Below are 25,985 nucleotides of genomic sequence, written 5' to 3'. Positions count from 1 at the left end.
CGTAGGGTGTCAGTCGGATGCGCGTCGCGCATCGTCGGGTTCGTTCGGTTCGTTCGCGCATGGCGGCGTCGCGGCTGCGCCGTCCGCCAGCGATTCATCCAGTCCGGCCCAGTCCGCGTCGCCGAGATAGCGCCGCGCGGCCGGGAAAATCACGCCTTCCATCCGCCCCATCTGCTCGAACGCGCCGTGCGCATAGCGGGCGAGCGCCGTGTCGAACGCGACCGACGGTAGCCCTTCCGCGGCGATCCGCGTGAGCGCATCGAGCGCTTGCGCATCGCGCTGCCGCTGGCGGTCGAGTTCGTCCAGTTCGGCCGCGACGCACTCCGCACGGACGCGCAATGCCGCGAACAGGCGCGCTTCGGCGGCCGTGCCGAACCGGGCGCGCTGAAGCACGGCGAGCGATGTCAGCGCCTCCTGCGTGTCGGCTACCTGCTGCCGTGGCTCGCGCGAGGCGGTGCCGGTCGCCGTCAACGCCCGCAGCCACCCTTCGACCGCACGATGCGCATCGAGGCAACGCGCCATCACGCGCGCCTCGGCAGGCGTTCGCCGCGACGTGCACACGAGCACCGGCACGCCGCTGGTCGCGAACAGGTGCAGCCGTTGCGCGCAGGCCGCCGCATCGGCATCGTGCGGCAGCGCCGCGACGCCGATCAGGTCGCAGCCGAGTTCGGCCGCCAGCGCACCGGGCGCTGCGTTGCCGGCCGCCCCCGGATGGCCGGCCCCCGGATGGCCGGCCCCCGCGATCGCATGAGACAACCCTTGTGCCCGCGCGGCGGCTTCCACTTTCGCACCGTGCTCCGGCAGCCGCGCTCCGGATAAACGCGAGTCCGGTGCGGCGCCGGTCAGCATGAACGTGACCCGGGCGCCGACCGCGCGCGCCAGTTCGAGCGCATGGCCGATCGCGTCGATGCCGCCGGGCGAGCCGTCGACCGTCACGAGCAGATGGCGGTACATCGTGCCGCTCCGCTTATCCGGCGAGCGGCGCGCTGCGCCGCGTGCCGGTCGATACGATCTTCATGGGTGGGCTCCTCGTGGTGTTCGTCTTGCATCGGAACCCATGCTATCGATGCGCTGCCGGTGCGGCCCCACTCGTCGCGGGGGGGATTGACGGGCGAACGCGGTTCGACCGATCCTTCCCCCACACCCACCCCGGACGCTGGCCCGCACGGCACCGCCGGAATCCGACTGCTGCCCCGATGGCCCACCCACCCGATCGCGCCGACGCGCCTCCCACCGAACTGGTCCTGAAGACGACCGCGCCGCGCGTGCCGGCGCAGTTGCTGGCCCGCGCGCGGCTGAGCCTCGCCGCGCCCGCTTTCGACGGCCGGCCGGTCACGCTGGTGCAGGCGCCGGCCGGTTACGGCAAGACGTCGCTGCTCGCGCAATGGCGCCGCGAAACCCTCGCGCTCGGCCGTGCGGTCGTATGGCTGTCGGCCGACGAGCGCGACGATGCGGCGCGGTTGCTGCAGGGGCTCGTGCAGGCGGTGCGGACCGGTTGTGCACGGCCCGGCTTCGGGCGCCTGATCCCGATGGGCGCGGCCGACGCGGCGCGCGCGCTGGAGGGCGTGACCGCGTGGCTGGCCGAGGTCGCGCAACTGTCGATCGATGCGCTGCTGATCGTCGACGATGCGGAGCGGTTGCCGCCCGCGGGCCTCGATGCGCTGACCTACGTGCTGCACAACGCGCCGCAAAACCTGCATGTCGTCGTCGCCGCGCGGCGCGGGCTCGATCTCGTGGCCGGCGATCTGCTCGCCGGCGGGCAATGCACGCTCGCGGGCCCCGACTGGCTGCGCTTCACGCTCGACGAGACGATCGCGCTGGTCGGCGCGCGCTTTGCCCAACGGGTCGACGCCGACGCGTGCGCGCGGCTGTTCGAACGCGTCGACGGCTGGCCGCTCGGCCTGCAGCTCGCGATGGCCGCGATGGCGCGCTCGGCCGATCCGCGCCAGGCGGTCGACGCACTCGCCGCCCGCGTGGACGGCACGCGCGACCGGCTCGTCGAGCTGCTCCTCGCGAACCTGTCGGCCGACGACACCGCGTTCCTGACGCGCACGAGCGTCGCCGATCGCCTGCATCCGTCGCTATGCGCCGCGCTGCTCGACGACGCAGGCGCACCCGCCCGTCTCGCCCGGCTCGCACGCGACACGCCGCTGTTCATTGCGTCGGACGATTCGGACTGGTGCCGGCTGCATCCACTCGTGCGCGACACGCTGCGCGACCGCCTGGCCGCGGGCTCCGACGCCGAGCGCAGCGCGCTGCATGCGCGGGCGGCTGCCTGGCTCGACGCGCACGGGATGACCGAGGAAGCCGCCCGCCACGCGTATGCGGCCGGCCAGTTCCAGGTGGCGTACGCGCTCGCGCAGCGCTGTCTCGAGGATGCGATCAAGCAGGGCCGCATCAACGACGTGCTCGACTGGCTCGCGCTGCTGCCCGATGCGGAGCTCGACAAGCGCCCGACGCTGCGCGTCGCGGTGGCGTGGGCGCTGGCGCTCGGCGAGCGCCATGTCGAAGCGCAGCGCCAGATCGCGGGCATCCTCGCGGATCCCGGCACGCCCGCGGCGATGCGCTACGAGTGCGCGCTGATCCTCAGCGCGGCCGCGTATTACGCCGACGAAATCGACCGCTTCGTCGAGCTGTTCGAGCCGTGGGCCGACTTCACGCCGCCGGCGGCGACCTGGCTCGCGCAAATGCATGCGAACCGGCTGTCGGCGCGCGCAATCATCGTCGGCGAACCGGCGCAGGCACGCCGCTTCCAGCACGCGGCGCCGCGCGGCGAGACGGCGGCCGGGTTCGGCTACGTCGCGCGCTGGGGCGAGCTGATCACGGGCCTGAGCTACCTGCGCGAGGGCCAGGTCCGGCTGGCCGACGATGCGCTGTCGCCGGCACTGGCGCGTGCGGAAGCCGATCTCGGGCGCCGCCATCCGCTCACCTGCATGCTCGCGGCGATGTGCGCGGCGCTCGCGTACGAGGCCGACCGCGTCGACCAGGCCGCCGCGTTGCTCGCGAACCGCCTCGACGTGCTCGAACACGCGGGCACGCCCGATACCGTGCTGCTCGGCTATCGCACCGCCGCGCGCATCGCGCTGCTGCGCGGCGTCGAGCACCGCGCGATCGACCTGCTCGAAGCGCTCGACGCGATGGGGGTCGCGCGCCGCCTGCCGCGCCTGTCGGTCGCGAGTCTCGCCGAACAGGTGCGCATTCATGCGGCGCGCTATCGCGAGGCGACCTGCCACGCGCTCGTCGAGCGGATCGATGCGATCGCCGCGGCCGAGTTTCCGTCGCATGGGCCGTTGTGGCGGCGCCCCGTCGTGCTGCTGCAGGCAACGGCGCACGCGGGTGCCGCGCTGGCCGCGCGCCGCTGGGACGACGCAAGCGCGGCGCTCGACGAAGCCGCCGTGCTGGCCCGCGAAATGAGCATGGGGCAGGCGCGCATCGAGATCATGGCGCTCAGCGCGTTCGCGCGCGAACAGTCGGCCGGCGGCGGCCGTGCGTTGCTCGACGAAGCGATGAACCTCGCCGACCTGTTCGGGCTGACGCGCACGCTCGCCGACGCGCATCCGGCGATCGCCGACTGGGCGCGCCGCGCCGGCGACGAAGCGGCCGCCGGCACCGGCCCCGCGCGGCACGCGCTGCCGCTGCCGCGCATCGTGCCGCCCGCGCCGCGCGCCGCGGCCAGCCCGCGCGCGGTGCCGAGCGTCGTGCTGACGCCGAAGGAGCGCGCGATTCTCGAGCTGCTCGCGCGCAACCTGTCGAACAAGGAGATCGCGGTGGCGCTCGCCGTCGGCGAGGAAACCGTGAAGTGGCACCTGAAGAACCTGTTCGGCAAGCTCGACGCCAGTTCGCGCAAGCATGCGGTGCGCCGCGCGCTGGTGCTCGGCCTCCTCGAAAGCGCGCCCTGACGTCGTAACGCCGGTTCCGCCGATCGGGCGCAGCGTCGCGCCAGCCTTCCACCGATTCTCCGCAACCCTGCCCCCCGCGCATGGGGGGGAGCGGCCGCCCGCCGTTGCGTAGTCTTTCCGCACGGCTCAGGCGGGCGTCGCCTGTCACACCTTCCCGCCAGCCTCCCTGCTTTCCCGCTTCACCCGGACGGGCTCGACCCCGTCCGGTCCAATACGACCCTGGAGACTTCGATGAAGACGAAACTGGCCGCGCTCGCGGCGCTTGCCGGCTGTTCGGCGCTCGCGCATGCGCAATCCTCCGTCACGCTCTACGGCGTGATCGACTCGGGCCTGCTGTACCAGAGCACGTCGTCGGCGTCGTTCAGCCCGACCGCGCCGAACACGGGCAAGGTGTTCCGCATGAAGGACGGCGGCATCTACTCGAGCTTCTGGGGCATCAAGGGCAGCGAGGACATCGGCGGCGGCTACAAGGTCAACTTCAAGCTGCAGGGCTCGTTCGACAGCGGCAGCGGCAAGCTGCAGCTGAGCGACACGCCGGGCGCCGTCGCGATCTTCAACCAGGTCGCGTCGCTCGGCGTGTCGGGCCCGTTCGGCACGTTCACGGCCGGCCGCCAGATCGTGCCGATGATCTACGCGATGGCCGACACCGACGTGCGCAACGCGCAGTTCTTCGGCAGCGTGCTGATTGCGTGGCTCGGCCTGAACACGGCGGCCGGCTGGTCGGGGACGAGCACCAACGCAGCGATCGGCGCGTTGTACGACAGCAATGCGCTCGTCTACCAGTCGCCGACCTTCGCGGGTGCGTCGATCGCGCTCGAATACGCGCCGGGCGGCGTGGCCGGGCAGTTCCAGGGCGGCACGCGCGAATCGGTCGTGCTCAGGTATGCGAACGATGGGCTCAATGCTTCGGCCGCTTACTACAACGGCCACGACACGAGCCCGGCGCCGGGCATCGCGCCGACCGGCGTCGACAACAACCGCTTCATCTACTTCGGCGCGAAATATACGATCCACGATTTCTCGGTGTCGGCGTCGTACGGCAACGGCCGGAATCCGTCGCATGCGGACAAGGTGAACCTCGACATGCTGTCTGCCGGCATCGGCTATCGCTTCAGGCCGGCGCTGCAGGTGACGTCCGCGGTGTATTACCTGAAGGATCGCAACGTCTCGGCGAACAAGTCGACGGCGGTCGTGCTCGCGGCCGACTACAGCCTGTCGAAGCGGACGATGGTCTATGCGCAGGTCGGCCACGTGAACAACCGCGGCACGATGGACCAGATGCTCGTGTACGGGCAGCCGGTCGCGCCGGGCGTCGGCACGACGGCCGTGATGGTCGGGCTGCGGCACAACTTCTGACGGTTGCCGGCGGCGCCTGGCGATGCCGCGGCGGTCGCGCGTGGCCACCACCTGCATCGATCGCCGGGATCGGCTACAGTGGGCGTTTTCGGCGCGCTCCGCCCTGCCGTCTCGCCGTCGACCGTGGCGCGTGCGGCAGCAGGAACGGGCGCGGATCCTTCACTTCGACGAGCGACCCTCCATGTCCGACCTGTCCGCCTTCCCGATCACGCAAAAGTGGCCGGCCCAGCATCCCGACCGTCTCCAGCTCTACTCGCTGCCGACGCCGAACGGCGTCAAGGTGTCGATCATGCTCGAGGAAACCGGCCTGCCGTACGAGCCGCACCTCGTGCGCTTCGACACGAACGACCAGTTCTCGCCCGCGTTCCTGTCGCTGAACCCGAACAACAAGATCCCGGCGATCATCGATCCGAACGGCCCGGACGGCAAGCCGCTGCCGCTGTTCGAATCGGGCGCGATCCTGATCTATCTCGCGGACAAGACGGGCCAGCTGATCCCGAAGGATCTCGCGGGCCGCTACGAGACGATCCAGTGGGTGATGTTCCAGATGGGCGGCATCGGACCGATGTTCGGCCAGGTCGGGTTCTTCCACAAGTTCGCCGGCCGCGACTACGAGGACAAGCGTCCGCGCGATCGCTACGTCGACGAATCGAAGCGCCTGCTCGGCGTGCTCGATGCGCATCTCGCGAACCGTCAGTGGGTGATGGGCGATACCTATACGATCGCCGATATCGCAATTTTCCCGTGGGTGCGCAACCTCGTCGGCTTCTACGAAGCGGGCGACCTGGTCGGCTTCAGCGAGTTCCGGAACGTCAAGCGGGTGCTCGACGCGTTCGTGGCGCGTCCGGCGGTCGAGCGCGGGCTCAATATTCCGGCACGGGGTTGATGGGTTAAGCGGGTGCACGCCGTGCAGGCCGCGATCTGAAGAACCCGCCGCATTGCGCGGCGGGTTTTTTATTTGAAGTTTGTTGCGAATTTCCGGGAAGACGGTCGGTGTTCAGTTACGCCGGCGCGTCACTTGGGCCACCGCCACGACGGATCGGACAGGTGTTCCGCAAAGTAATCGGACAGCGCAGCCACCTTGGCCGGACGGGCACGTGCGGACGGCGTGACGAAGTAAAGGCCGCCCTTCGTCAACGACCAGTCGGTCAGGAGCGCCTCGAGGCGGCCATCGGCCAGATATTCGCCGGCGATGAATTCGGGCAGTTCCGCAATCGCGAGGCCATCGAGCAAAGTGGGCAGCAGCGCATCGGCATTCGTCACGCGCAGCGGTCCGGTCGGCATGACCGGTTCCTCGTCACCCGCGCCGTTCGTGAACCGCCACACATCGCCGCGTGCGCGATAGGCATAGGAAAGGCACGGCCGATCCACCAGTTCGCGCGGATGGGCGGGCCGTCCTTCCCGCTTCAGATACGCCGGCGACGCCACCAGGAACTGGGTGACCGCGCACAGCCGGCGCGCGACCAGCGAGGAATCCGGCAGCGCGGCGATGCGCAGCGCGGCGTCAAAACCGTCGGCGACCAGATCGACCGATGCATCGGAAAGATGCAAGTCGATCGACACCTCGGGATACGCGCGAAAGAAGCCGGGTAACAGCGGCGCGACCCAGCGCAGCCCGAACGACATCGGCACGGCGAGCCGCACCAATCCACGCGGCTGCGACGACATCTCCCGCGCGGCGCTTTCCGCCTCCTCGGCCCGGCGATAGATCTCGCCGGCCGTCTCACAAATGGTCCGGCCGAACTCGGTCAGCGCGAGCTGCCGCGACGTGCGATTGAAGAGCCGCGCACCCAGCCGGTCCTCCAGACGGGCGACGCCCCGCGAGACTGTCGCGACGGACACCCCCATCGCACGCGCCGCCGCCGCGAACGATCCTTCCTCGGCGACCTTCGCGAACATCGCGAGTCCTTCGAAATCCGGCAGCTTGGCCATCGCCCCTCATCTTTTCATTTATGCAACGTTAGGTTGCAATCAATTCTATTTCGAAATGATAGGGGCGTCGATATTCTCCTCACATCGCAGCACGCAACACCGAACGCAGTCCCACTTATCGAATGCAAGGAGAAGCAAAATGGCACGCAAACTCGACAGCAAGATCGCCCTCGTGACCGGCGCAACCAGCGGCATCGGTCTTGCCACCGCCCAACGCTTCGCGGCAGAAGGCGCGCACGTCTACCTCACCGGTCGCCGTCAGGCCGAACTCGATGCCGCCGTGAAAGGCATCCAGGCAGCGGGCGGGAACGCGACCGGCGTCCGTGTCGACTCCACGAAGCTCGATGAGCTCGACGCGCTGTACGCGCAGATCAAGGAAGAACAGGGGCGCCTCGACGTGCTGTTCGCGAACGCCGGCGGCGGTTCGATGCTGCCGCTCGGCGACATCACCGAAGCACACTACGACGACACCTTCGATCGCAACGTGAAAGGCGTGTTGTTCACGGTGCAAAAAGCGCTGCCGCTGCTCGCCGAGGGCGCATCGGTGATTCTCACCGGTTCGACCGCGGGCAGCGCCGGCACCGCTGCCTTCAGCGTGTATTCGGCGTCGAAAGCCGCGGTGCGCGCCTTCGCTCGCAGCTGGATTCTCGACCTGAAGGACCGCCGCGTCCGCGTGAACACGATCAGCCCGGGGGCGACCCGCACGCCCGGCCTGCTCGACCTCGCCGGCGACGATGCCGCCCAGCGCCAGGGTCTTGCCGATTACCTGGCGGCCCAGATCCCGATGGGACGCCTCGGCGAACCGGGCGAGATCGCGAGTGCCGCGCTGTTCCTCGCGTCGGACGACGCGAGCTTCGTGAACGGCGTCGAGCTGTTCGTCGATGGCGGCCAGCAGCAGATTTAAGCATTGCGCCGGGCGCGGATGCGATCGTCGACGATCGAGCCCGCGCCCGGCGCGTACGCGCGTTTGAACCCGGACACCTCATGATCGAACATCGATCGTTTCAGTTGCTTGGCGCGACCCGGAGCGACTGGCGCGACACGCGGATGCATTTCCGCCTCGGCGCCTGCGGACGCCCCGATCATGGTTCGCTCGGCGCGCTCTACGCCTGGAACGACGAAGCGTTCGCTCCGCATGCCGGCGTTGGCCTGCACGTTCACCGGAACGTCGAGATCGTGACGTGGGTGCGCTCGGGCGCGATCACGTTCGAAGACGACGCGGGCAATCGCACACGGCTGGTCACCGATTCCATCCAGGCGATGCGTGCGGGCGCCGCTATCCACCTTGCCGAGCGCAACGACGAGAACGTCCCTGCGCGGCTGTTCCGGATCTGGCTGCATCCGCGCACGCCTGGCGGCACGCCGCGTTCGGCGACGCGAACCTGTTCACGCGAATGTCGCGAAGGCCGCTTCGTCACGCTGGCGAGCGGCGATCCCGATGACGTGTGCGCGGGCGCGCTGCCCATCCACGCGGACGCGCGCGTGCGCATCGCGACGTTACGCGCAGGCACGACGGTGCATCACGTGTTGCCGGGGGCAGGTGGGGCGTACCTGGTTGCAGATCATGGCCGGCTCGATATCGGCGACGTCCGGCTCGCGCCGCGCGACGGGGTTGCCGTTCGCGACGAATCGCGGCTCACGTTGGTGGCACGAGACGACACCGATGTCGTGATGGTCGAGCTTTTTCGGTAAGGAAACCTTATCTTTGGGTTCGATCGCAACGACATGATTCAATGGTGGCGCGTCGTACGAAAAGCTCGGGTTGGTCGCTTTATTGGCCGTTTTTCGCTGAGGCGCAGACGTGGATTCCGCGTGACGGGGGCGTCTGCAACCGCTCGGCAAGCGACGTCTACGACCCTTCACGACGATTTTTCCACCTCGTGTGTTCGCCTCGCGCATTCTGTGGCGCTACTTTCCCTCCGCCCCTTTCGACGCCCCGTCTCCCAGCCCCGCCAGCAACTTTCCCAGCAGTTCAGACAACTGCGCCTGTTCCGCATCCGACAACACGGCCAGCAATTCCCGCTGATTGTCGATATGCGCGACGACTGCCTCATCGATCAGCGCGCGACCAGTCTCCGTCAACGCCACAAGCGTCCCACGCCCGTCCGCCGGGTTCGGCCGGCGCTTCACCCACCCGGCCTTCTGCAACCGGTCGATGCGCGCGGTCATCCCGCCCGACGACATCATCAGCGCGTCGTACAGCGCCGTCGGCGTCAAGGCGAACGGCGCCCCGCCACGCCGCAGCGTGGCCAGCACGTCGAACTCACCGGGCTGCATCCCGTAGCGCGCGAACAGCGGATTGAGACGGTCGCGCGCGATCACGAGCGCCGCTTCCTGCAGCCGCCCCATCACCACCATCGACGACGCGTCGAGATCCGGGCGCTCGGCGCGCCATTGTGCGAGCGCATGCGCGGCTCGATCCATTAACCCTCCTCGGCTCACCAGTTATCTTGACGTCGAGATAAATCAGCATTTATCTTGATGTCGAGATACTTTACATGAAAAGCGCGCGGCACCTCCCCGGAGGCGGCCGCGCACCGATATCGAGGGCCTCGCAATGAATCGCTTCACTTCCCCCGGATGGCGGCTTGCCGCCATTGTCCTCGTCGGGCTGAACCTGCGGCCGGCGCTTGCCGCGGTCGGCCCGCTGCTCGACATGATCCAGCGCGCGACCGGCATCAGTGACGGCGCGGCGAGCCTGCTGACGACGATCCCGATCCTGCTGATGGGCCTCGGCGCGCTGAGTGCGCGGCGTCTGCAGCGCCTGACCGGCATCGCGGGCGGCGTCTGGCTCGGCGTCGCGCTGATCGGGCTCGCCTGCGTGTCGCGCATCGGGGCGCAGCACGCGTGGCTGCTGCTCGCGAGCGCCTGCTGCGCGGGCGTCGGGATCGCGATGGTGCAGGCGCTGCTGCCCGGTTTCGTGAAGGCGCATTTCGCGTCGCGGATCGGTGGGGCGATGGGCGTCTATTCGACGTCGATCATGGGCGGCGCCGTGCTCGCGAGCGTCGTCGCGCCGTTCGCCGCGGCCCAATGGGGCTGGCTCCCCGCGCTCGCGGGCTGGGCGCTGCCGGGCGGGGTGGCCGCGCTCGCGTGGCCGCTGGCCAGCCGCGGCGGCGACGCGCTCGCCTCCGGGCCGACGTCGGCGTCGAACGCGCAGCCGTCGCGCTCGCCGCGCGCGTGGCGGCTCGCGCTGTTCTTCGGCATCGCGACGGGTGCGTACACGCTCGTGCTCGCGTGGCTGCCGCCGTACTACATGCGGCTCGGCTGGTCGCCGACGGCGGCCGGCAGCCTGCTCGGCGGTGTGACGCTCGCGGAAGTCGTCGCGGGGCTGACGATCTCCGCGACGATCGACCGCCTGCCCGACCGCCGGCCCGCGCTGCATGCGGCGATCGCGTCGCTGTTCGTCGGCTTGCTGGTGATGCTGGCCGCACCGGAAGCGCTCGCGCTGCCGGCCGCGCTGCTGATGGGCGCGGGGATCGGCGCGCTATTTCCGCTGTCGCTGATCGTCACCGTCGACCATGCGGCGACGCCGGCCGATGCTGCGTCGCTGACGGGGTTCGTGCAGGGCATCGGTTACCTGATCGCCGGGCTGTTCCCGTTCGCGGCAGGCATCGTGCGCCAGCATCTCGCGGATCTGTCACCGGCGTGGATCGCGATGGCCTGCCTGTGTGTCGCGCTGTTCGCGCTGGCGGCGGGGTTTGCGCCGAAGCGGGTGCTGCACGCCGCGCGCGCGTAGCACGTATCCCGCGCAATGTTGCCCCGCCGCGATCGGACAGGACGGTGGTCGTGCTCAACTGCTCAACCTGATCCCCGTCGTCGGCATTCTCGGTGAATCGGCGTCGCCGATCCATTTCGTTGGCGGCGCGATCACGATCGCGCGGCGCGCGACACGCCCCTGCGCGAACGCCGTACCGAACCCGGGCCGGCCCGGGCGTGATCAGCCCGCGCTCGCATACAGCGTCGAATCGGCGAACCCTTCGGCGTCGAGCACGCGCCCGATCAGGATCAGCGCGGTGCGCTCGATCTGCGTGCCCTGCACCTTGGCGACGATGTCGGCGAGCGTGCCGGTCACGCGTTCTTCATCCGGCCAGCTCGCGCGATAGATCACCGCGACCGGGCAATCGGCGCCGTAATGCGGCAGCACTTCGTCGACGATACGGGCGAGATGGCGCACGCCGAGATGGATCGCGAGCGTTGCGCGGTGCGCGGCGAGCGCGCCGAGCGCTTCGCCTTCTGGCATCGTCGTCTTGCCCGCGAAGCGCGTGAGGATCACCGTCTGCGCGACACCGGGCAGCGTCAGCTCGACGCCGAGCGTCGCCGCGCACGCGGCCGTGGCCGTGACGCCGGGCACGATTTCATACGGAATCCCGAGCGCTTTCAAGCGGCGAATCTGCTCGCCGATCGCACCGTACAGCGACGGGTCGCCCGAATGCACGCGCGCGACGTCCTGCCCTTTCGCATGCGCGCCGGCGAGCAGCGCGACGATGGCGTCGAGGTCGAGTTCGGCCGTATTGACGACCTGCTCGGCGCGATGGCCGTCGAGCACGGCCGCCGGCACCAGCGAGCCCGCATACAGGATCACCGGGCACGTGCGCACGAGGCGCTGGCCCTTCACCGTGATCAGCTCCGGGTCGCCGGGGCCCGCGCCGATGAAATACACCGTCATCGAAAAATCTCCGTCAATTCATGGGATGACCGGCCGCGCGGCGTCATGCGCGTGCGGCCGGATCGAGCGCGTCGATGAGCGCCGTGGCCGAATCGAACGCGCGGTCGGCGTCGGGCAGCGGCGGCCGGCGCAGCATCACGACCGGCACTCTGCGTTCGCGCGCGACCTCGAGCTTGGCTTCCGTGGCCGTGCCGCCGCTGTTCTTGCTGACGACGACGTCGATGCCCATCAGCGCGAACAGCGTGCGCTCGCCGTCGAGCGTGAACGGCCCGCGCGCGGCGACGATCTGCGCATGCGCGTTGCCGGGATGCGCGTCGAGGCAGCGCACGAGCCAGAACTGGTGCGGCGGGATCGCGTCGAGATGCGCGAGCGGTTCGCGGCCGAGCGTGAACAGCGGCCGCCTGAACGGCGCGAGCGCGGCTTCGATGCCGGCCCAGTCGTCGACCATGCGCCAGTCGTCGCCGGGTTGCGGCACCCATGGCGCGCGGCGCAGCGCCCACAGCGGCACACGCGCTTCACGCGCCGCGACGGCGGCATTCGCGCTGATTTGCGCCGCATACGGGTGGGTCGCGTCGATCACGAGGCCGATGCCGGCGTCGCGCAGATAGGCGGCCAGCCCGGCCGCGCCGCCGAAGCCGCCGACGCGCACGTCGCAGCGCAGATCGTCGGGCACCTTGCCGAGGCCGGCCAGGCTGTAGACGTGCCGAGGCCCGAGCGCGCGCGCGATCTTCAGGGCGTCGCCGGTGCCGCCGAGCAGCAGGATGCGCAGGCTCATCGCGCCTCCCCGACGAAGCGGCCCTGCCGGTCGATCGCGAACATCTCGACCGCGACGGACGGCGGCACGATGTCGCGCGCGACGCGCAACGCCTGTGCACAGACGAGATCGCCGAGCGGCACGCCGTCGGCGTGCGCGAGCTTCAGCGCTTCCTGGGTCGTGTTCGCGGCGCGCATCGCGGCCTGCAGCGCGTCGCTTGCGCCGGCCTCTGCCGCCCACTGCGCGAGCAGCGGCAGGTCGATGCTCGAATGGCGGCTGTGCAGGTCGAGATGGCCGGCCGCGAGCTTGCTGAGCTTGCCGAAGCCGCCGCACATCGACAGCCGTGCGACCGGCGCGCGCCGCAGGTGCTTGAGCACCGCGCCCGCGAAGTCACCCATTTCGATCAGCGCCATGTCGGGCAGTTGATAGTGCGCGCGCATCGCGTCCTCGCTCGCGTTGCCGGTGCACGCGGCAATGTGCGCGATGCCGTTCGCGCGGGCGACGTCGATGCCCTGGTGGATCGACGCGATATAGGCCGAACACGAGAACGGCCGCACGATGCCGGTCGTGCCGAGGATCGACAGCCCGCCGACGATGCCGAGGCGCGGGTTCATCGTCTTCAGCGCGAGCGCTTCGCCGCCTTCGACGCCGATCGTCACGTCGAAGCCGCCCGCATAGCCATGCTCGGCCGCCAGCGCGTCCAGGTGCGTCGTCATCATCTGGCGCGGCACCGGGTTGATCGCCGGTTCACCGACCGGCAGCGTCAGCCCCGCGCGCGTGACCGTGCCGACGCCCGGGCCCGCATGAAACCGCACGCCGGGCGCCGCCGCGAGCGCGACGCGCGCGAAGATCAGCGCGCCGTGCGTGACGTCCGGATCGTCGCCGGCATCCTTGATCGTGCCGGCTTCCGCACCGTCGGCGGTGGCCCGGCAGAACGCGAGCCGCATCATCACGCGCTGCCCCTTCGGCAGCACGATCTCGACCGCGTCGTCCGCACTACCCGCGAGCAGCAGCCGCGCGGCGGCGAGCGACGTCGCGGTCGCGCAGCTGCCGGTCGTATAGCCGAAACGTAGCGGCGCGGGCTGTTCGGGAGTCTCGTCGCGCATCACGCGTCCGTTGCGTTGGTCGTGGCCGACGAGGCGGGTGTGTCGGCCGCATCGGGCTTGCGCACGTCGTACAGCGTGACCGGCAACGGCTGCCGCCACGTATCGAAGCGGCCGAGCGGCTCGGCGTGTGCGAGCGACACGCGCGTGAGCGTGCCGCCGTGCGCGTCGCGCCAGGCGGCGAGCGTCATCTCGCCCTGCAGCGTGACCGCGTTCGCGACCAGCCGGCCACCGGGCTTCAGCGATGCCCAGCACGCGTCGAGCACGCCGGGCGCGGTCGCCCCGCCGCCGATGAAGATCGCGTCGGGTGCGGTGAGCCCCGCGAGCGCGTCGGGCGCGCGGCCCGCGACGAGCTGCAGGCCGGGCACGCCGAGCGCGTCGCGGTTGTGCTCGATGAAGCGCTGCCGCTCCGCATGCGCTTCGATCGCGATCGCCTGGCATGACGGATGCGCGCGCATCCATTCGATGCCGATCGAGCCGCTGCCGGCGCCGACGTCCCACAGCAGCTCGCCGGGCACGGGCGCGAGACGCCCGAGCGTCATCGCGCGCAGGTCGCGCTTGGTGAGCTGGCCGTCGTGACGGTACGCATCGTCCGGCAGGCCGGGCGTGAGTGCGCGTCGCGGCGCGTCGGGGCCGGCTTGGCAGTCGAGCGCGACCAGGTTGAGCGCGGCCGTTTCGTCGATGCGCCAGTCCTGCGCGAGGCCGTCGAGACGCCGCTCGAGCGGGCCGCCCAGATGTTCGAACACGCTGATGCGCGTCGGCCCGAAGCCGCGAGCGACGAGTTCGGCCGCGACGGCGGCCGGTGTGCGGCCGTCGGCGCTCAGCACGAACAGGCGGCGCCCGGGCAGCAGGTGACGCGCGAGCGTCGCCAGCGGCCGGCCGACGAGCGAGACCGCGCCGACATCCTGCAGCGCCCAGCCGAGGCGCGCGGCCGCGAGCGACAGCGACGACGGCGCAGGCAGGACGCGCCATTCGTCGGGGGAAAGCCGGCGCGCGAGCGTGGCACCGACGCCGAACAGCATCGGGTCGCCGCTGGCGAGCACGCAGACGGGCGACGCGCGCCGCGCCAGCACGCCCGCGAGGTCGAACGGCGACGGCCACGCTTCGCGCGCGGCCGGCAGCCGCGCGGGCAGCATGTCGAGATGCCGCTTCGCGCCGACGACGAGCGTCGCGTCGAGCAGTGCGCGCCGCGCACTGCGTCCGAGCCCCGCGTAACCGTCGTCGCCGATGCCCACTACCGTCAGCCACGCCGTCATGCACCCTTCCCCATCGTTCGATTTCCTACCGTGTGTTGCGATGCGCGGCGGCCGGGCTGCCGCGCGTTGATTCGTTGATGATTCCGATCCCGATCCGCCTCCGCGCCGTGCGCGTCGCCCGCCGGTGCGATACGGCCCGGATGTCGGGTGTCGAGCGGCCAATCGTACCATTGACGCGACAGCGCAAAACCGGCTGCAGCCGTGCTGCGACGCGGTTGTGCGACGCATCGCCGATGCCGGATCGTCTCGAAAATCGGGTATCCTACGGCCGTTCGTTCGCCGGTGCCCCTCGGGGCCGAAGAGGGAACACAGGGCGCGCCACGCGCCGCTGTGGCTGCCCCCGCAACTGTAGACAGCGAGCCGATCTCCCCCTCATGCCACTGGTTCCACCGGGAAGGCCGGGAGCCGGCGCCGACCTGTCAGCCAGGAGACCTGCCGGCCAGAAAGTGCGTGCGTGCCAGTCGGCGTCGGGCGGGGTGTACCGATGCGTTGGCCGCGGCGCGACACAGCCCCGGTACCCCGTTGAGTTCCGCCCCCGTTTCGATTCCTGCATCGCCCGTCATGCGCCCGTCGGCCTGCCCGGGGCTCGTGCGCGTGGTCGCGGCCGCCGACGGCGGACTGTGCCGGATCAAGCTGCCGGGCGGCCGGCTCGATGCGCGCCAGGCGCGTGCGATCGCCGCCGCCGCGCGCGCCTTCGGCTCGGGCGCGATCGACGCGACCAATCGCGCGAATCTCCAGCTGCGCGGCATTCGCGACGGCGCGGCCGACGCGCTGACGCATGCGTTGCTCGAAGCGGGTCTCGGCCCGCCCGTCGACGCCACCTCGAATGCAGACGCCGATGCGGCCGCGCTCGCCGCGAGCGACGACGTGCGCAACGTGATGCTCAGCCCGCTCGCCGGCCACGACCCTGCCGCACTCGTCGACAGCCGCGCGCTCGCCGCGCCGCTCTTCGACATGCTGGCGCGCGAGCCCCGCCGCGGCGAGCTGTCGCCGAAATTCTCGATCCAGCTCGACGGCGGCGAATCGGTTGCGGCGCTCGACCATCCGCACGACATCTGGCTGGCCGCCTGGCGTCGCGGCGATGGCGCGGTGCGCATCGCGGCCGGGCTGACCGGCTGTCCGCCGGTTGCATACGACGACCCACCCGCTTCGGTCGATGTCGCGCCCGATCAAGCTGCTGCGCTGGTTCGCGCGCTGCTGCTCGCGTTCCTCGATCTCGCGCCGGCGGATGTCACGCGAATGCGCGCACTGCTCGCAACATGCGGCGAGCGCACATTACTCGAACGCGCACAGCACTACCTGCCCTTCCCGCTTGAAGCCGATCCGGCGCTTGCCGGCTGGCGCCGCACGTGCACCGACCCGACGCTGCGTTTCGGCGTGCGCCCGTCGCTCGATGCGACGCGCTGCAACGTCGGCGCGCAATTCGTGCTCGGCCGGCTCGATGCCACCCAACTGGAACGGCTCGCCGCGCTGGCCGAAACCGACGGCGACGGCACGCTGTCGATGACGCCATGGCAAGGCGTATTCCTGCATCGCGTATCGCGCGAACGCGCACCGGCCACGCTCGATGCGCTCGCGTCGCTCGGCCTCGTCTGCGCGTCGTCCGACCCGCTGGCGACGCTTGTCGCGTGCACCGGCAGCGCGGGCTGCGCGAAGGCGCGCGCCGACACGAAGCACGACGCCCTCGCGCTCGCCGCCCGCATCGGCCACGCAGTCGACGTGCACCTGACCGGCTGCGAGCGCCACTGCGCGCTGCCGCACCCCGCGACGCACACGCTCGTCGCGGTTGCGCCCGCGCGCTACGACCTTTACCGGCGCGACGCCGCTGCGGGCCTCGGCGCCCCGCTCGCGCGCCATCTGACGATTGACCAGGCCGCGGCCCGACTGACGGGCGCGCGGCACAGCCAGGACACCACCGATGCTTGACTACATTCGCGACGGGCAGGAAATCTACCGCCAGTCGTTCGCGACGATCCGCGCCGAGGCCGACCTGTCGCAGGTTCCGCCCGACCTCGAGAAACTCGCGGTGCGCGTGATCCATGCGTGCGGGATGGTCGACGTCGTCTACGACCTGCGCTTCTCGCCCGGTGCCGGCACGGCGGGCCGCACGGCACTCGCGGCCGGCGCGCCGATCCTGTGCGACGCGAGGATGGTCGCCGAAGGCATCACGCGCGCGCGGCTGCCGGCCGACAACCGCGTGATCTGCACGCTCGGCGAGCCCGAAGTGCCCGATCTCGCGCGGCATCTCGGCAACACGCGTTCGGCCGCCGCGCTCGAGCTGTGGCGGCCGCACCTCGATGGCAGCGTCGTCGTGATCGGCAATGCGCCGACCGCGCTGTTCCACCTGCTCGACATGATCGACGCCGGCGCGCCGCGCCCCGCGCTGATCCTCGGATTTCCGGTGGGCTTCATCGGTGCGGCCGAATCGAAAGCGCTGCTCGATGCCGACAGCCGTGGCGTGCCGTACGTCGCGCTGCTCGGCCGGCGCGGCGGCAGCGCGATGGCGGCGGCGGCGGTCAACGCACTCGCGACGGAGGTCGAATGACGACCGCGCGCGGACGCCTGTTCGGGGTCGGTGTCGGCCCCGGCGACCCCGAACTGATGACGATCAAGGCGCTGCGCGTGCTGCAGGCCGCGCCCGTGGTCGCGTATTTCGTCGCGAAGGGCAAGAAAGGCAATGCGTACGGCATCGTCGAAGCGCACCTGCAGGACGCGCAGACGCAACTGCCGCTCGTCTATCCGGTGACGACCGAGGCCTTGCCGCCGCCGCTGTGCTACGAGACGGTGATCGCCGACTTCTACGACACGGCTGCCGAGATCGTTGCCGCGCACCTCGACGCGGGGCGCGACGTCGCGGTGATCTGCGAAGGCGACCCGTTCTTCTACGGCTCGTACATGTACCTGCACGACCGCCTCGCGTCGCGCTACGACACCGAGGTGATCCCCGGCGTGTGTTCAATGCTCGGCGGCACCGCGGTGCTCGGCCAGCCGCTCGTCTATCGCAACCAGAGCCTGTCGGTGCTGTCGGGCGTGCTGCCCGAGCCCGAACTGCGCGAACGGCTCGCGCGGGCCGACGCGGCCGTCGTGATGAAGCTCGGCCGCAATTTCGACAAGGTGCGGCGGGTGCTCGACGAATTGGGGCTCGCGAAGCGCGCGCGGTATGTCGAGCGCGCGACGATGGCGAGCCAGCGCATCGTGCCGCTCGACGAAGTCGATCCGATGGCGTCGCCATACTTCTCGCTGCTCGTCGTGCCGGGGGAAAAATGGCAAGGATGACGACTCCGCCCGCGATCGTGATTCTCGGCGCGGGCGCGCTCGATACCGCGCGGCGCATCCAGGCGCGCTATCCGGGCGCGCGCGTGCATGGCCTCGCATCGCGCGTCGCGGCCGACGTGCCGTTCGACGATCTCGGCGCGCACCTGCGTGAACTCTATGCGCGCGGGCTGCCGATCGTCGCGCTGTGCGCGGCCGGCATCGTGATCCGCTGCATTGCCGCCGCGCTCGCCGACAAGGGCGTCGAGCCGCCCGTGCTCGCGGTGGCGGAAGACGGCTCGGCGGTCGTGCCGCTGCTCGGCGGGCTGACGGGCGTCAACGTGATCGCGCGGGAAATCGCCGCATGCGTCGGCGTTGCGCCGGCGATCACGACGAGCGGCGAACTGCGTTTCGGCGCGTGCGTGCTCAATCCGCCGGAAGGCTATGCGCTCGCCGATCTCGGCCAGGGTAAGCGCTTCGTGTCCGATCTGCTCGCGGGCGCGTCGACGCGCATCGACGGCGCGGCGCCGTGGCTCGACGATGTCGCGCTGCCGCGCGACGAAGCCGCCGCGCATGCGATCCGCGTGACCCCCGACGCATGGCGCGGCGCGCGCGACGAACTCGTGATTCATCCGCGCAGCGTCGTGATCGGCGTGGATGCACAGGCTATCCACGCGGATGAAGCGCTTGCCGCACGCATCGATGCGGCACTCGATTCGCAAGGTCTCGCACGGCTGGCGCTCGCGGCGATCGTTGCGCCCGCATCGGCAATCGGTGATGCCGTGCTGGAAGAGGCGGCGCACACGCTCGACGTGCCGCTGCGCTTCGTCGATACCGATACCGATAAAGACGGCGACGCTGACGCGACAGATGATGCGGCCACCCTGCTCGGTCGCGCGTTGCGCGTCGCACACACGCTGCGCGCCACGACGAACGGCATCGCATGCGCGGTCGCGTCGCATCCGGTCGACCCCGCCACGCTCGGCCGTGCGCGTGGCCGCCTGACGGTGCTCGGCCTCGGCCCGGGCGGCGCCGCGTGGCTCACGCCGGCTGCGCGCGCCGCGCTCGCGGACGCGACCGACATCCTCGGCTACACGACCTACGTGAACATGGCCGGCCCGTTCCGCGACGACCAGCGCGTGCACGGCACCGACAATCGCGAAGAGATGCAGCGCGCCCGCCATGCGTTCGAACTCGCGTCCGAAGGCCGGCGCGTCGCGGTCGTGTCGTCGGGCGACCCGGGCGTGTTCGCGATGGCCGCGGCCGTGCTCGAAGCGCTCGACGAAGCGCGCGACCCGCATTGGGCCGCGGTCGACCTGCGCATTGAGCCCGGCATCTCGGCGTCGCTCGCGACGGCCGCGCAGGCCGGTGCGCCGCTTGGCCATGATTTCTGTGCAATCTCGCTGTCGGACAACCTGAAGCCTTGGGACGTGATCGAGACGCGCCTGCGGCATGCGGCGCAGGCCGATCTGGTGATGGCGTTCTACAACCCGATCTCGCGCGCACGACCGTGGCAGCTCGATCGCGCGCTCGACGTCGTGCGCGCGCACCGCCACGCCGAGACGGTGGTCGTGCTCGGCCGCGACATCGGCCGGCCGGGCGCCACGCTCACGACGACGACGCTCGGCGCGCTGCGCAGCGATCAGGTCGACATGCGCACGATGGTGATCGTCGGCTCGTCGACGACGCGGTGCTTCGCGATCGGCAACGCACGCGAGTGGGTCTATACGCCGCGCTGGTATCGCTGAACCCGGTCAGCGCGTCGGCGTGACGCCGCGCGTGTCTGCCTGCGCAGTGCCGGCTGCACCGTCGGCATGCCAGAACCGGCATACGAGCACGCCGACGATGGCCTGCGCCGCGACCACAAAAGCGACGCAGCCGCCCCATCCCCACCGATGCCAGCCGGGCACCGGCAGGATCGAGCCGAGGCTGCCGCCGAAGTAATAGCAGGACAGGTAGATGCCGATCGCCGTCGAGCGCGCACTCGACACCGCCTGCGAGATGAACGTGTTGGCCGACGCCTGTTCGACGAACACGGCGGTCGAGCTGAGCGCGAGGCCGGCCAGGATCACCGGCACGTGGTCGGACAGCGTGAGCAGCGCCCCGCCGATCGCGAGCGCGGCCGCGGCAAGCCCCGGCGCGCGCGGGCCGCGATGCCGCGCGAGGCGTCCTGCCAGCGGGGTCACGACCACCGCCACCAGAAACACCGCGTAGATCGCGCCGATCCCGACCGTGCCGAAATTGAACGGCGGGCGGGCGAGGCGCAGGCCGACGAACGTGAACGTCGCGACCTGTGACGCGAGTACGCATGCGCCGATCGCGAACGACGCAAGCAGCGGGCCGCGCGTGACGATGCGCCAGGACGGCCCCGCGCCGCGATCTGCCTCATGCTCGACGCGCCGCGCGGTTGCGCCGGACGCCGGCAGGCTCGCGTAGATCGCGACGCCCGTGACGAGACACAACGCCGCGACGACGTCGAGCGCATGCCGCCAGCCCCAGATCGATGTCATCAGGTTGGTCGCGAAGCGGCCGGCGAAACCGCCGAGCGTCGTGCCGGCGACGAACAGCGCGCTGATCTCGGCCGACGTGCCGCGATCGAAGCGCTCGGCGATATACGCGATCGACAGCGCGAAAATGAACGGCATGACGAGACCGGCCGCAAAGCGCGCGCCGAGGAACGACGCGAAACTGCCCGCCTGCGCGGACCACACGACCGGCAGCGCGACGGCCACCGCCGCGAGCGAGATCGCGACGCGCCGCTCGATGCGCGCGGCCAGCACGCCGACGAACGGCGCGATAATGGCGACGGCCGTCGTGGTGGCGCTCACGCCCTGCCCCGCGCGCTCCGCGCTGACACCGAAGGTGGCCGCGAGTTCGTGCAGGATGCCCTGCGTCGAATACAGATTGAGAAACGCGGCGAAGCCGCAGAGAAAGAACGCGATGCGCGTGGTTCTGTCGTTCATCGGAGCTGCCTGGTCGTCGATACCGACAGTCTGACGAGCGCGCCGCGTGCACGCCAATACCGTTTTCATCGCGATTGATACCGGAACGACAACAATGCTCGACCTGCGCCGCCTCCGCTATTTCGTGGTCGTCGCCGACGAACTGCACTTCGGCCGCGCGGCGTTGCGCCTGCGGGTCGCGCAGCCGCCGCTGACGCGCCATATCGCCGCGCTGGAAAGCGAGCTCGGCGTCCGGCTGTTCGAGCGTTCGACGCGCGCGGTGCGGCTGACGCCGGAAGGCGCCGCGTTCCTCGACCATGCGCGCCACGTCGTCAGCGCGGCCGCCGAGGCCGAGGCGAGTGCACGCAAGATCGCGCAGGGCATCGCCGGTCGCATCGTGATCGGCTATGCGAGCTCGATTCCGATGTCCGACACGTTCCCGGACGTGATCCGCGTCGCGAGCCGGACGATGCCCGACGTCGAGCTTGTGTTCCGCGAGGCGGCGACCGCGAGCCAGCGCCAGCAGATCGCGGACGGCACGATGGACATCGGTTTCGGCTGGGCATGGCACGGTGCGCCCGGCGTGCCGGTGGCATCGCTCGTCGTGTCGCGCGAACCGCTCGTCGCGGCCGTACCGGCCGGCGATCCGCTCGCGAGCCGTGCGAGCGTCGACGTCGCAGCGCTTGTGCACGCAACCTTCGTCACCTTTCCGCCCGGTTACGGTTCGGCATTGACCGCGGCACTGGACGACTTGTGCGCGCAAGCCGGATTCACGCCGCGGATCGGCGCGACCGCCGCACAGATCACGACGCTCGTGTCGCTGGTGGCCGCCGAGCGCGGCATCGCGATCGTGCCGGGCTTCACGGCCACGCTGCAGCGTCCGGGCGTCGTCTACGTGCCGCTCGCCGGCACGCGCGCGGTCGAGCAGATCGTGTCGTGGAACGAGCCGTTCGCATCGGTGTGCGTCGAACGCTTCGTCGCACTGGCGCGCTCGCTCGTGCAGCCGCCATCGGCTTGAAGCACGGCGAGCAATACGCGACGGGCCTCACCCGGTCGATCGGAAAAATCACCCGCGTCACGCATGCCGGAACTGTGTCGAATCGGCAAGATCGTTACGTATCGGGAATCAAATAACAAAAAGAACTCCTGACCATTCACTATTCGACGCGAATCCTCCAAGATGAGCACGCCGTCGGCCGGGCATGCCCGGTCGCCCGACCGGCGGCGATACGCGGGCCAGCGTATCCCTCTTCCACTTGGAGAACACAATGAACAACAATGTGTTGCCGCGTTTCATCCCGCGCGCATTTGCGGCGGGTTGCCTGCTTGCCGTGGCGAGCGTGTCCCAGGGCGCCGGCGTCTATGCGCCCTATGTCGACGTGACGCTCTATCCGACGCCGCTCGTCGACCAGATCGGCGTCCGGCAAGGCATCCAGCAGTTCACGCTCGCGTTCGTGGTTGCGGGCAACGGCTGCGTGCCGTCGTGGGGCGGCGTGCAGCCGATCGGCAACGGCGCGAGCGGCAGCCTGCTGACCGCGCTGTCGACGTCGATCGCGAGCTATCGCGCGAAAGGCGGCGAAGTCGCCGCGTCGTTCGGCGGCGCGAACGGCACGCCGCTGATGCAGGCGTGCACGACGGTCCCCGCGCTGGCGAGCGCGTACCAGACCGTGATCGACACGTACGGCCTCACGCACATCGACTTCGACATCGAAGGTGCGTCGCAAACGGACACGGCCGCGGTCGCGCGCAACTTCCAGGCGGTCACGCAGCTGCAGGCGAGCTATGCGGCGAAAGGCAAGCCGCTGCACGTCACGCTGACGTTGCCGACGATGCCGACCGGGCTCACGCAGGACGGCCTGAACGTCGTCAACGCGGCGATCTCGAACAAGACCGCGTTCGATGCGGTGAACGTGATGGCGATGGACTATGGCCCCGCGAACCTCGACATGGGCGCGGCCGCGATCAGTGCCGCGCAGGCGCTCTATTCGCAGCTCGATACGGCCTTCAAGTCGGCCGGTCAGCCGAAGACGAATGCGCAGCTCTGGCAGATGGTCGGCGTCACGCCGATGATCGGCGTGAACGACGTGCAAGGCGAAACCTTCACGCTCGCGAATGCGCAAAGCGTGCTGAATGCGGCCGTCAGCAACGGCTACGGCTTCTTCGGCAACTGGTCGGTCGGCCGCGACCAGGCGTGCCCGTCGGGCGGCACGTATGCGTCGCCGACCTGCTCGGGCGTCGCGCAGCAGCCGTATGCGTTCGCGACGATCTTCAAGCAGCTCGACGGCAAGTGGGGCGCGGGCGTCACGCAGGATCCGAACTACGGCGGCGGCTCGAACGGCGGCACGCCGCAGCCGGGTGCGCCCTGGGCGGCCGGCCAGGTCTATACGGCCGGCGCGACGGTCACCTACCAGGGCACGACGTACCAGGCGCAATGGTGGACGCAGGGCGACGTGCCCGGCCAGGCCGCCGTGTGGAAGGCGGTCGGCGGCGGCACCGCCACGTGGTCGGCCACCACCGCGTATTCAGGCGGCACCTGCGTGATGTACCAGGGCGCGAAATACTGCGCGAAATGGTGGACGCAAGGCGACAACCCGAGTGCGGGCGGCGTGTGGGTGAAGTCGTGATGCGGCGTAGCGGCCGGCGCTAGGCTTCAGGCCCGTGCATCGGGGGCCGTTCACGGCGATCACCAGCTACCGGATCGCCAGCGGACGGCCCGCTGATCGGTAGCACCCTGCCCGCTTTCAGTCGCGCGCGTGCTCGGCCAGCAGCGTGGCCTTCGCGTCGACGAGCAGCGCCGCATGCGTGTCGCGATGCTGGCGAATCCGCTCGGTCGGCCCGACCACCGACAGCCCGTACCAGTCGCCGTCGAGCGTCAGTGCGACCGCAATGGCCGACAGCTCGGGCGCGCTCTCGCCGAAGTTCTCGGCCCAGCCGAGTTCGCGAAACCGGGCGGTTTGCGCGACGAGCGCGGGTAGATCCGCCACCGTCGCGTCGGTGAAGCGCTCGAACGGCAACTGCGCGCCGAGCGCCTGCTGCGCGTCGCCGGCCAGTTCCGCGAAGATCGCCTTGCCGATCGAGTTCGCATGCAGCGGGCGCAGTTCACCCGGCGCGCGCGTATAGCGGATCGCCTGCTCCGATTCGACGACGTCGAGATACGTGACCGACACCCCCTGGATCTTGCCGAGCACGGCCGTCTCGCGGCTCGCGTCGCGCAGCGCGACGAGATGCGGATGGACGATGTCGACGACCGGATCGGTCGCGTCGATCGCGGCGGCGAGCGTCTGCAGGCGGCGCGTCGGGTAGTAGCCCCCGCGCTTGCGTACTTCGTACAGGTAGCCGCGGCTCACGAGCGTGCGCGCCATCGCGAGGCAGCTCGACGCCGGCACATTGAGCAGGCGCGCGAGTTCGGTGAGCGGCAGCGGCCGCCGTTCGGCGGCGAACAGCTCGAACAGGTCGAGCGTGCGGGCAACGAGTTTGACGTCCATGACGAGTGCTTGAATCGGAACGGGACACCGCGCACCGGGCCGGCTGCCGGGGCGGACCGGTCAGTACGACTTCGGCAGCCCGAGCACCTTCTCCGCGATGTAGCACAGGATCAGTTGCGGACTCACGGGCGCGAGCCTCGGAATCATACACTCGCGCAGGTAGCGCTCGACATGGTATTCCTTCGCATAGCCCATCCCGCCGTGCGTCGCGACCGCCGTCTGGCAGGCCTGGAACGCGGCTTCCGCGCCGAGGTACTTCGCGGCGTTGGCCTCCGCGCCGCACGACTGCCCCGCGTCGTAGCGCGTCGCGGCCTTCATCACCATCAGCCACGCGGCCTCGAGCTGCATCCACGCCTGCGCGAGCGGATGCTGGATCGACTGGTTCTGCCCGATCGGCCGCCCGAACACGACGCGCTCGCACGCATACTGCGTCGCGCGGCGCAGCGCGGCCTGTCCGAGCCCGATCGCCTCCGCGGCGATCAGGATCCGCTCGGGATTCAGCCCATGCAGCAGGTAGCGGAAGCCGTCGCCTTCGTTGCCGATCAGGTCGCCTTCCGGCACGCGCAGGTTGTCGATGAACAGCATGTTCGAATCGACCGCCTTGCGGCCCATTTTCTCGATCTCGCGCACCTCGACGCGCGAGCGGTCGAGGTCGGTATAGAACAGGCTCAGCCCGTCGGTCGCCTTCGCGACCTGGTCGAGCGGCGTCGTGCGCGCGATGATCAGCATCTTGTTCGCGACCTGCGCGGTCGAGATCCAGATCTTGCGCCCGCTCAGCACGTAATGGTCGCCGTCGCGGCGCGCCTGCGTGCTCAGGTGCGTGGTGTCGAGGCCCGCATCGGGTTCCGTCACGGCAAAGCACGCCTTGTCGCGCCCGGCGATCAGCGGCGGCAGGAAGCGCGCCTTCTGCGCGTCGGTGCCGAACACCTGCACCGGATTCAGCCCGAAGATGTTCATGTGGACGGCCGACGCGCCGGACAGGCCGGCGCCCGACGCGCTGATCGTGCGCATCATCAACGCGGCCTCGGTCATCCCGAGCCCGGCGCCGCCATGGGCCGGGTCCATCGCGATGCCGAGCCAGCCGGCCTCGGCGAGCGCCGCGTGGAAGTCGGCCGGAAACCCGCCCGCGCGATCGCGTTCGAGCCAGTAGTCGTCGCCGAAGCGTGCACAGATTTTCTCGATCGCGCTTTCGATCGCGCGCTGGTCATCGGTCAGGTCGAACTGCATGGCATGCACTCCTGGAAAAGGCGAAGCGGCTGCGCCGCTTTCAAGAAGGAAAACGCCCGGCGGCGTCGAAGCTTGCGCTCCGACGAGCGTTCCTTGAGGGATTGCCCTCCCGG

General features: G+C 70.2%; 22 protein-coding genes and 1 riboswitch. Of the genes, 12 read left to right on the top strand and 10 right to left on the bottom strand.

Going from position 1 to position 25,985, the window contains the following annotated elements; translation table 11 throughout:
- Positions 1-9 precede the first annotated feature (9 nt).
- On the bottom strand, positions 10-954 hold the full coding sequence (locus CFB47_RS09985) for a universal stress protein (protein WP_089461068.1): 945 nt from the start codon (positions 952-954) through the stop codon (positions 10-12).
- Between the two features lie 242 nt (positions 955-1,196).
- On the opposite strand from CFB47_RS09985, the gene CFB47_RS09980 reads away from it, so the two are divergent.
- The 3 genes from CFB47_RS09980 (at position 1,197) to CFB47_RS09970 (ending at position 6,141) form a co-directional block, all read left to right on the top strand.
- Entirely contained in the window at positions 1,197-3,899 is a 2,703-nt protein-coding gene (locus tag CFB47_RS09980) for a LuxR C-terminal-related transcriptional regulator (RefSeq protein ID WP_089461067.1), read from the top strand.
- Between the two features lie 231 nt (positions 3,900-4,130).
- Entirely contained in the window at positions 4,131-5,255 is a 1,125-nt protein-coding gene (locus tag CFB47_RS09975; protein ID WP_089461066.1) for a porin, read from the top strand.
- Positions 5,256-5,436: 181 nt separating this feature from the next.
- Positions 5,437-6,141, top strand: a complete 705-nt coding sequence (locus CFB47_RS09970; RefSeq protein WP_069247971.1) for a glutathione binding-like protein — start codon at positions 5,437-5,439, stop codon at positions 6,139-6,141.
- Positions 6,142-6,269: 128 nt separating this feature from the next.
- Here the strand turns inward: CFB47_RS09970 and CFB47_RS09965 are convergent, their stop codons facing one another.
- Positions 6,270-7,187 (bottom strand): LysR family transcriptional regulator, encoded by a 918-nt coding sequence (locus CFB47_RS09965; protein WP_089461065.1) that lies wholly within the window; start codon positions 7,185-7,187, stop codon positions 6,270-6,272.
- A 139-nt stretch (positions 7,188-7,326) separates the two neighbouring features.
- On the opposite strand from CFB47_RS09965, the gene CFB47_RS09960 reads away from it, so the two are divergent.
- Both CFB47_RS09960 and CFB47_RS09955 read left to right on the top strand, forming a co-directional pair.
- Complete coding sequence (locus tag CFB47_RS09960; protein WP_089440102.1) at positions 7,327-8,091, top strand: SDR family NAD(P)-dependent oxidoreductase; 765 nt, start codon at positions 7,327-7,329, stop codon at positions 8,089-8,091.
- A gap of 80 nt (positions 8,092-8,171) precedes the next feature.
- Positions 8,172-8,879 carry a pirin family protein gene (locus CFB47_RS09955; RefSeq protein ID WP_089461064.1) on the top strand — a complete coding sequence of 236 codons (708 nt, stop codon included), beginning with the start codon at positions 8,172-8,174 and terminating at the stop codon, positions 8,877-8,879.
- Positions 8,880-9,095: 216 nt separating this feature from the next.
- Here CFB47_RS09955 and CFB47_RS09950 read toward each other — a convergent pair whose 3' ends face one another.
- Positions 9,096-9,611, bottom strand: a complete 516-nt coding sequence (locus CFB47_RS09950; RefSeq protein WP_089461063.1) for a MarR family winged helix-turn-helix transcriptional regulator — start codon at positions 9,609-9,611, stop codon at positions 9,096-9,098.
- Positions 9,612-9,744: 133 nt separating this feature from the next.
- On the opposite strand from CFB47_RS09950, the gene CFB47_RS09945 reads away from it, so the two are divergent.
- Complete coding sequence (locus tag CFB47_RS09945) at positions 9,745-10,923, top strand: MFS transporter (RefSeq protein ID WP_089461062.1); 1,179 nt, start codon at positions 9,745-9,747, stop codon at positions 10,921-10,923.
- Between the two features lie 201 nt (positions 10,924-11,124).
- On the opposite strand, the gene cobM is transcribed toward CFB47_RS09945, so the two are convergent.
- Genes cobM through cbiE form a run of 4 tightly spaced genes read right to left on the bottom strand, consistent with a single transcriptional unit; the run spans position 11,125 to position 14,966 of the window.
- Positions 11,125-11,853, bottom strand: a complete 729-nt coding sequence (cobM, locus tag CFB47_RS09940) for a precorrin-4 C(11)-methyltransferase (protein WP_089456225.1) — start codon at positions 11,851-11,853, stop codon at positions 11,125-11,127.
- Positions 11,854-11,896: 43 nt separating this feature from the next.
- Positions 11,897-12,628 carry a cobalt-precorrin-6A reductase gene (locus CFB47_RS09935; protein ID WP_089461061.1) on the bottom strand — a complete coding sequence of 244 codons (732 nt, stop codon included), beginning with the start codon at positions 12,626-12,628 and terminating at the stop codon, positions 11,897-11,899.
- Positions 12,625-13,713, bottom strand: coding sequence for a cobalt-precorrin-5B (C(1))-methyltransferase (locus CFB47_RS09930; RefSeq protein ID WP_089461060.1), 1,089 nt, complete (start codon positions 13,711-13,713; stop codon positions 12,625-12,627). The genes CFB47_RS09935 and CFB47_RS09930 overlap by 4 nt, the downstream gene beginning before the upstream one ends.
- Positions 13,713-14,966, bottom strand: coding sequence for a precorrin-6y C5,15-methyltransferase (decarboxylating) subunit CbiE (gene cbiE, locus CFB47_RS09925; RefSeq protein ID WP_089461059.1), 1,254 nt, complete (start codon positions 14,964-14,966; stop codon positions 13,713-13,715). Before cbiE ends, CFB47_RS09930 begins: the two co-directional genes overlap by 1 nt.
- 263 nt (positions 14,967-15,229) lie before the next feature.
- Positions 15,230-15,421, top strand: a riboswitch (cobalamin riboswitch).
- A 106-nt stretch (positions 15,422-15,527) separates the two neighbouring features.
- On the opposite strand from cbiE, the gene cobG reads away from it, so the two are divergent.
- From cobG to cobJ, 4 genes are read left to right on the top strand one after another with little or no spacing between them, the layout of a single operon-like run.
- Positions 15,528-16,892: a precorrin-3B synthase gene (gene cobG, locus CFB47_RS09920; RefSeq protein ID WP_256946673.1), complete on the top strand. Its 1,365-nt coding sequence runs from the start codon at positions 15,528-15,530 to the stop codon at positions 16,890-16,892.
- Entirely contained in the window at positions 16,885-17,511 is a 627-nt protein-coding gene (locus CFB47_RS09915) for a precorrin-8X methylmutase (RefSeq protein WP_089461057.1), read from the top strand. The genes cobG and CFB47_RS09915 overlap by 8 nt, the downstream gene beginning before the upstream one ends.
- Positions 17,508-18,242, top strand: coding sequence for a precorrin-2 C(20)-methyltransferase (locus CFB47_RS09910; protein ID WP_089461056.1), 735 nt, complete (start codon positions 17,508-17,510; stop codon positions 18,240-18,242). The genes CFB47_RS09915 and CFB47_RS09910 overlap by 4 nt, the downstream gene beginning before the upstream one ends.
- The gene (cobJ, locus tag CFB47_RS09905; protein ID WP_089461055.1) at positions 18,239-19,966 is read left to right on the top strand and encodes a precorrin-3B C(17)-methyltransferase; all 1,728 of its coding nucleotides are present in this window, start codon (positions 18,239-18,241) and stop codon (positions 19,964-19,966) included. The genes CFB47_RS09910 and cobJ overlap by 4 nt, the downstream gene beginning before the upstream one ends.
- A 6-nt stretch (positions 19,967-19,972) precedes the next feature.
- Here the strand turns inward: cobJ and CFB47_RS09900 are convergent, their stop codons facing one another.
- Positions 19,973-21,181, bottom strand: coding sequence for an MFS transporter (locus CFB47_RS09900; protein WP_089461054.1), 1,209 nt, complete (start codon positions 21,179-21,181; stop codon positions 19,973-19,975).
- Between the two features lie 94 nt (positions 21,182-21,275).
- Between CFB47_RS09900 and CFB47_RS09895 the strand changes: the two genes are divergently transcribed.
- Positions 21,276-22,178, top strand: a complete 903-nt coding sequence (locus CFB47_RS09895; RefSeq protein ID WP_089461053.1) for a LysR substrate-binding domain-containing protein — start codon at positions 21,276-21,278, stop codon at positions 22,176-22,178.
- 250 nt (positions 22,179-22,428) lie between these two features.
- Entirely contained in the window at positions 22,429-23,784 is a 1,356-nt protein-coding gene (locus tag CFB47_RS09890) for a chitinase (protein WP_089461052.1), read from the top strand.
- A 117-nt stretch (positions 23,785-23,901) separates the two neighbouring features.
- On the opposite strand, the gene CFB47_RS09885 is transcribed toward CFB47_RS09890, so the two are convergent.
- Together CFB47_RS09885 and CFB47_RS09880 are read right to left on the bottom strand one after the other, a co-directional pair.
- Positions 23,902-24,645, bottom strand: coding sequence for an IclR family transcriptional regulator (locus tag CFB47_RS09885; RefSeq protein WP_089461051.1), 744 nt, complete (start codon positions 24,643-24,645; stop codon positions 23,902-23,904).
- Between the two features lie 60 nt (positions 24,646-24,705).
- On the bottom strand, positions 24,706-25,872 hold the full coding sequence (locus tag CFB47_RS09880; protein WP_089461050.1) for an acyl-CoA dehydrogenase family protein: 1,167 nt from the start codon (positions 25,870-25,872) through the stop codon (positions 24,706-24,708).
- Positions 25,873-25,985: the final 113 nt, after the last annotated feature.

It is taken from the genome of Burkholderia sp. AU27893, from assembly GCF_002223205.1.
In the GTDB taxonomy this organism is placed as follows: Bacteria; Pseudomonadota; Gammaproteobacteria; order Burkholderiales; family Burkholderiaceae; genus Burkholderia.
Note: the sequence above shows the minus strand (reverse complement) of the source record. Positions and strands in the feature narration are given on the sequence as shown.

Coding starts and splice junctions, on each gene's coding strand:
- CFB47_RS09985 (WP_089461068.1), bottom strand. CDS start 954: ATGTACCGCCATCTGCTCGTGACGGTCGACGGCTCGCCCGGCGGCATC.
- CFB47_RS09980 (WP_089461067.1), top strand. CDS start 1,197: ATGGCCCACCCACCCGATCGCGCCGACGCGCCTCCCACCGAACTGGTC.
- CFB47_RS09975 (WP_089461066.1), top strand. CDS start 4,131: ATGAAGACGAAACTGGCCGCGCTCGCGGCGCTTGCCGGCTGTTCGGCG.
- CFB47_RS09970 (WP_069247971.1), top strand. CDS start 5,437: ATGTCCGACCTGTCCGCCTTCCCGATCACGCAAAAGTGGCCGGCCCAG.
- CFB47_RS09965 (WP_089461065.1), bottom strand. CDS start 7,187: ATGGCCAAGCTGCCGGATTTCGAAGGACTCGCGATGTTCGCGAAGGTC.
- CFB47_RS09960 (WP_089440102.1), top strand. CDS start 7,327: ATGGCACGCAAACTCGACAGCAAGATCGCCCTCGTGACCGGCGCAACC.
- CFB47_RS09955 (WP_089461064.1), top strand. CDS start 8,172: ATGATCGAACATCGATCGTTTCAGTTGCTTGGCGCGACCCGGAGCGAC.
- CFB47_RS09950 (WP_089461063.1), bottom strand. CDS start 9,611: ATGGATCGAGCCGCGCATGCGCTCGCACAATGGCGCGCCGAGCGCCCG.
- CFB47_RS09945 (WP_089461062.1), top strand. CDS start 9,745: ATGAATCGCTTCACTTCCCCCGGATGGCGGCTTGCCGCCATTGTCCTC.
- cobM (WP_089456225.1), bottom strand. CDS start 11,853: ATGACGGTGTATTTCATCGGCGCGGGCCCCGGCGACCCGGAGCTGATC.
- CFB47_RS09935 (WP_089461061.1), bottom strand. CDS start 12,628: ATGAGCCTGCGCATCCTGCTGCTCGGCGGCACCGGCGACGCCCTGAAG.
- CFB47_RS09930 (WP_089461060.1), bottom strand. CDS start 13,713: ATGCGCGACGAGACTCCCGAACAGCCCGCGCCGCTACGTTTCGGCTAT.
- cbiE (WP_089461059.1), bottom strand. CDS start 14,966: ATGACGGCGTGGCTGACGGTAGTGGGCATCGGCGACGACGGTTACGCG.
- cobG (WP_256946673.1), top strand. CDS start 15,528: ATGCGCCCGTCGGCCTGCCCGGGGCTCGTGCGCGTGGTCGCGGCCGCC.
- CFB47_RS09915 (WP_089461057.1), top strand. CDS start 16,885: ATGCTTGACTACATTCGCGACGGGCAGGAAATCTACCGCCAGTCGTTC.
- CFB47_RS09910 (WP_089461056.1), top strand. CDS start 17,508: ATGACGACCGCGCGCGGACGCCTGTTCGGGGTCGGTGTCGGCCCCGGC.
- cobJ (WP_089461055.1), top strand. CDS start 18,239: ATGACGACTCCGCCCGCGATCGTGATTCTCGGCGCGGGCGCGCTCGAT.
- CFB47_RS09900 (WP_089461054.1), bottom strand. CDS start 21,181: ATGAACGACAGAACCACGCGCATCGCGTTCTTTCTCTGCGGCTTCGCC.
- CFB47_RS09895 (WP_089461053.1), top strand. CDS start 21,276: ATGCTCGACCTGCGCCGCCTCCGCTATTTCGTGGTCGTCGCCGACGAA.
- CFB47_RS09890 (WP_089461052.1), top strand. CDS start 22,429: ATGAACAACAATGTGTTGCCGCGTTTCATCCCGCGCGCATTTGCGGCG.
- CFB47_RS09885 (WP_089461051.1), bottom strand. CDS start 24,645: ATGGACGTCAAACTCGTTGCCCGCACGCTCGACCTGTTCGAGCTGTTC.
- CFB47_RS09880 (WP_089461050.1), bottom strand. CDS start 25,872: ATGCAGTTCGACCTGACCGATGACCAGCGCGCGATCGAAAGCGCGATC.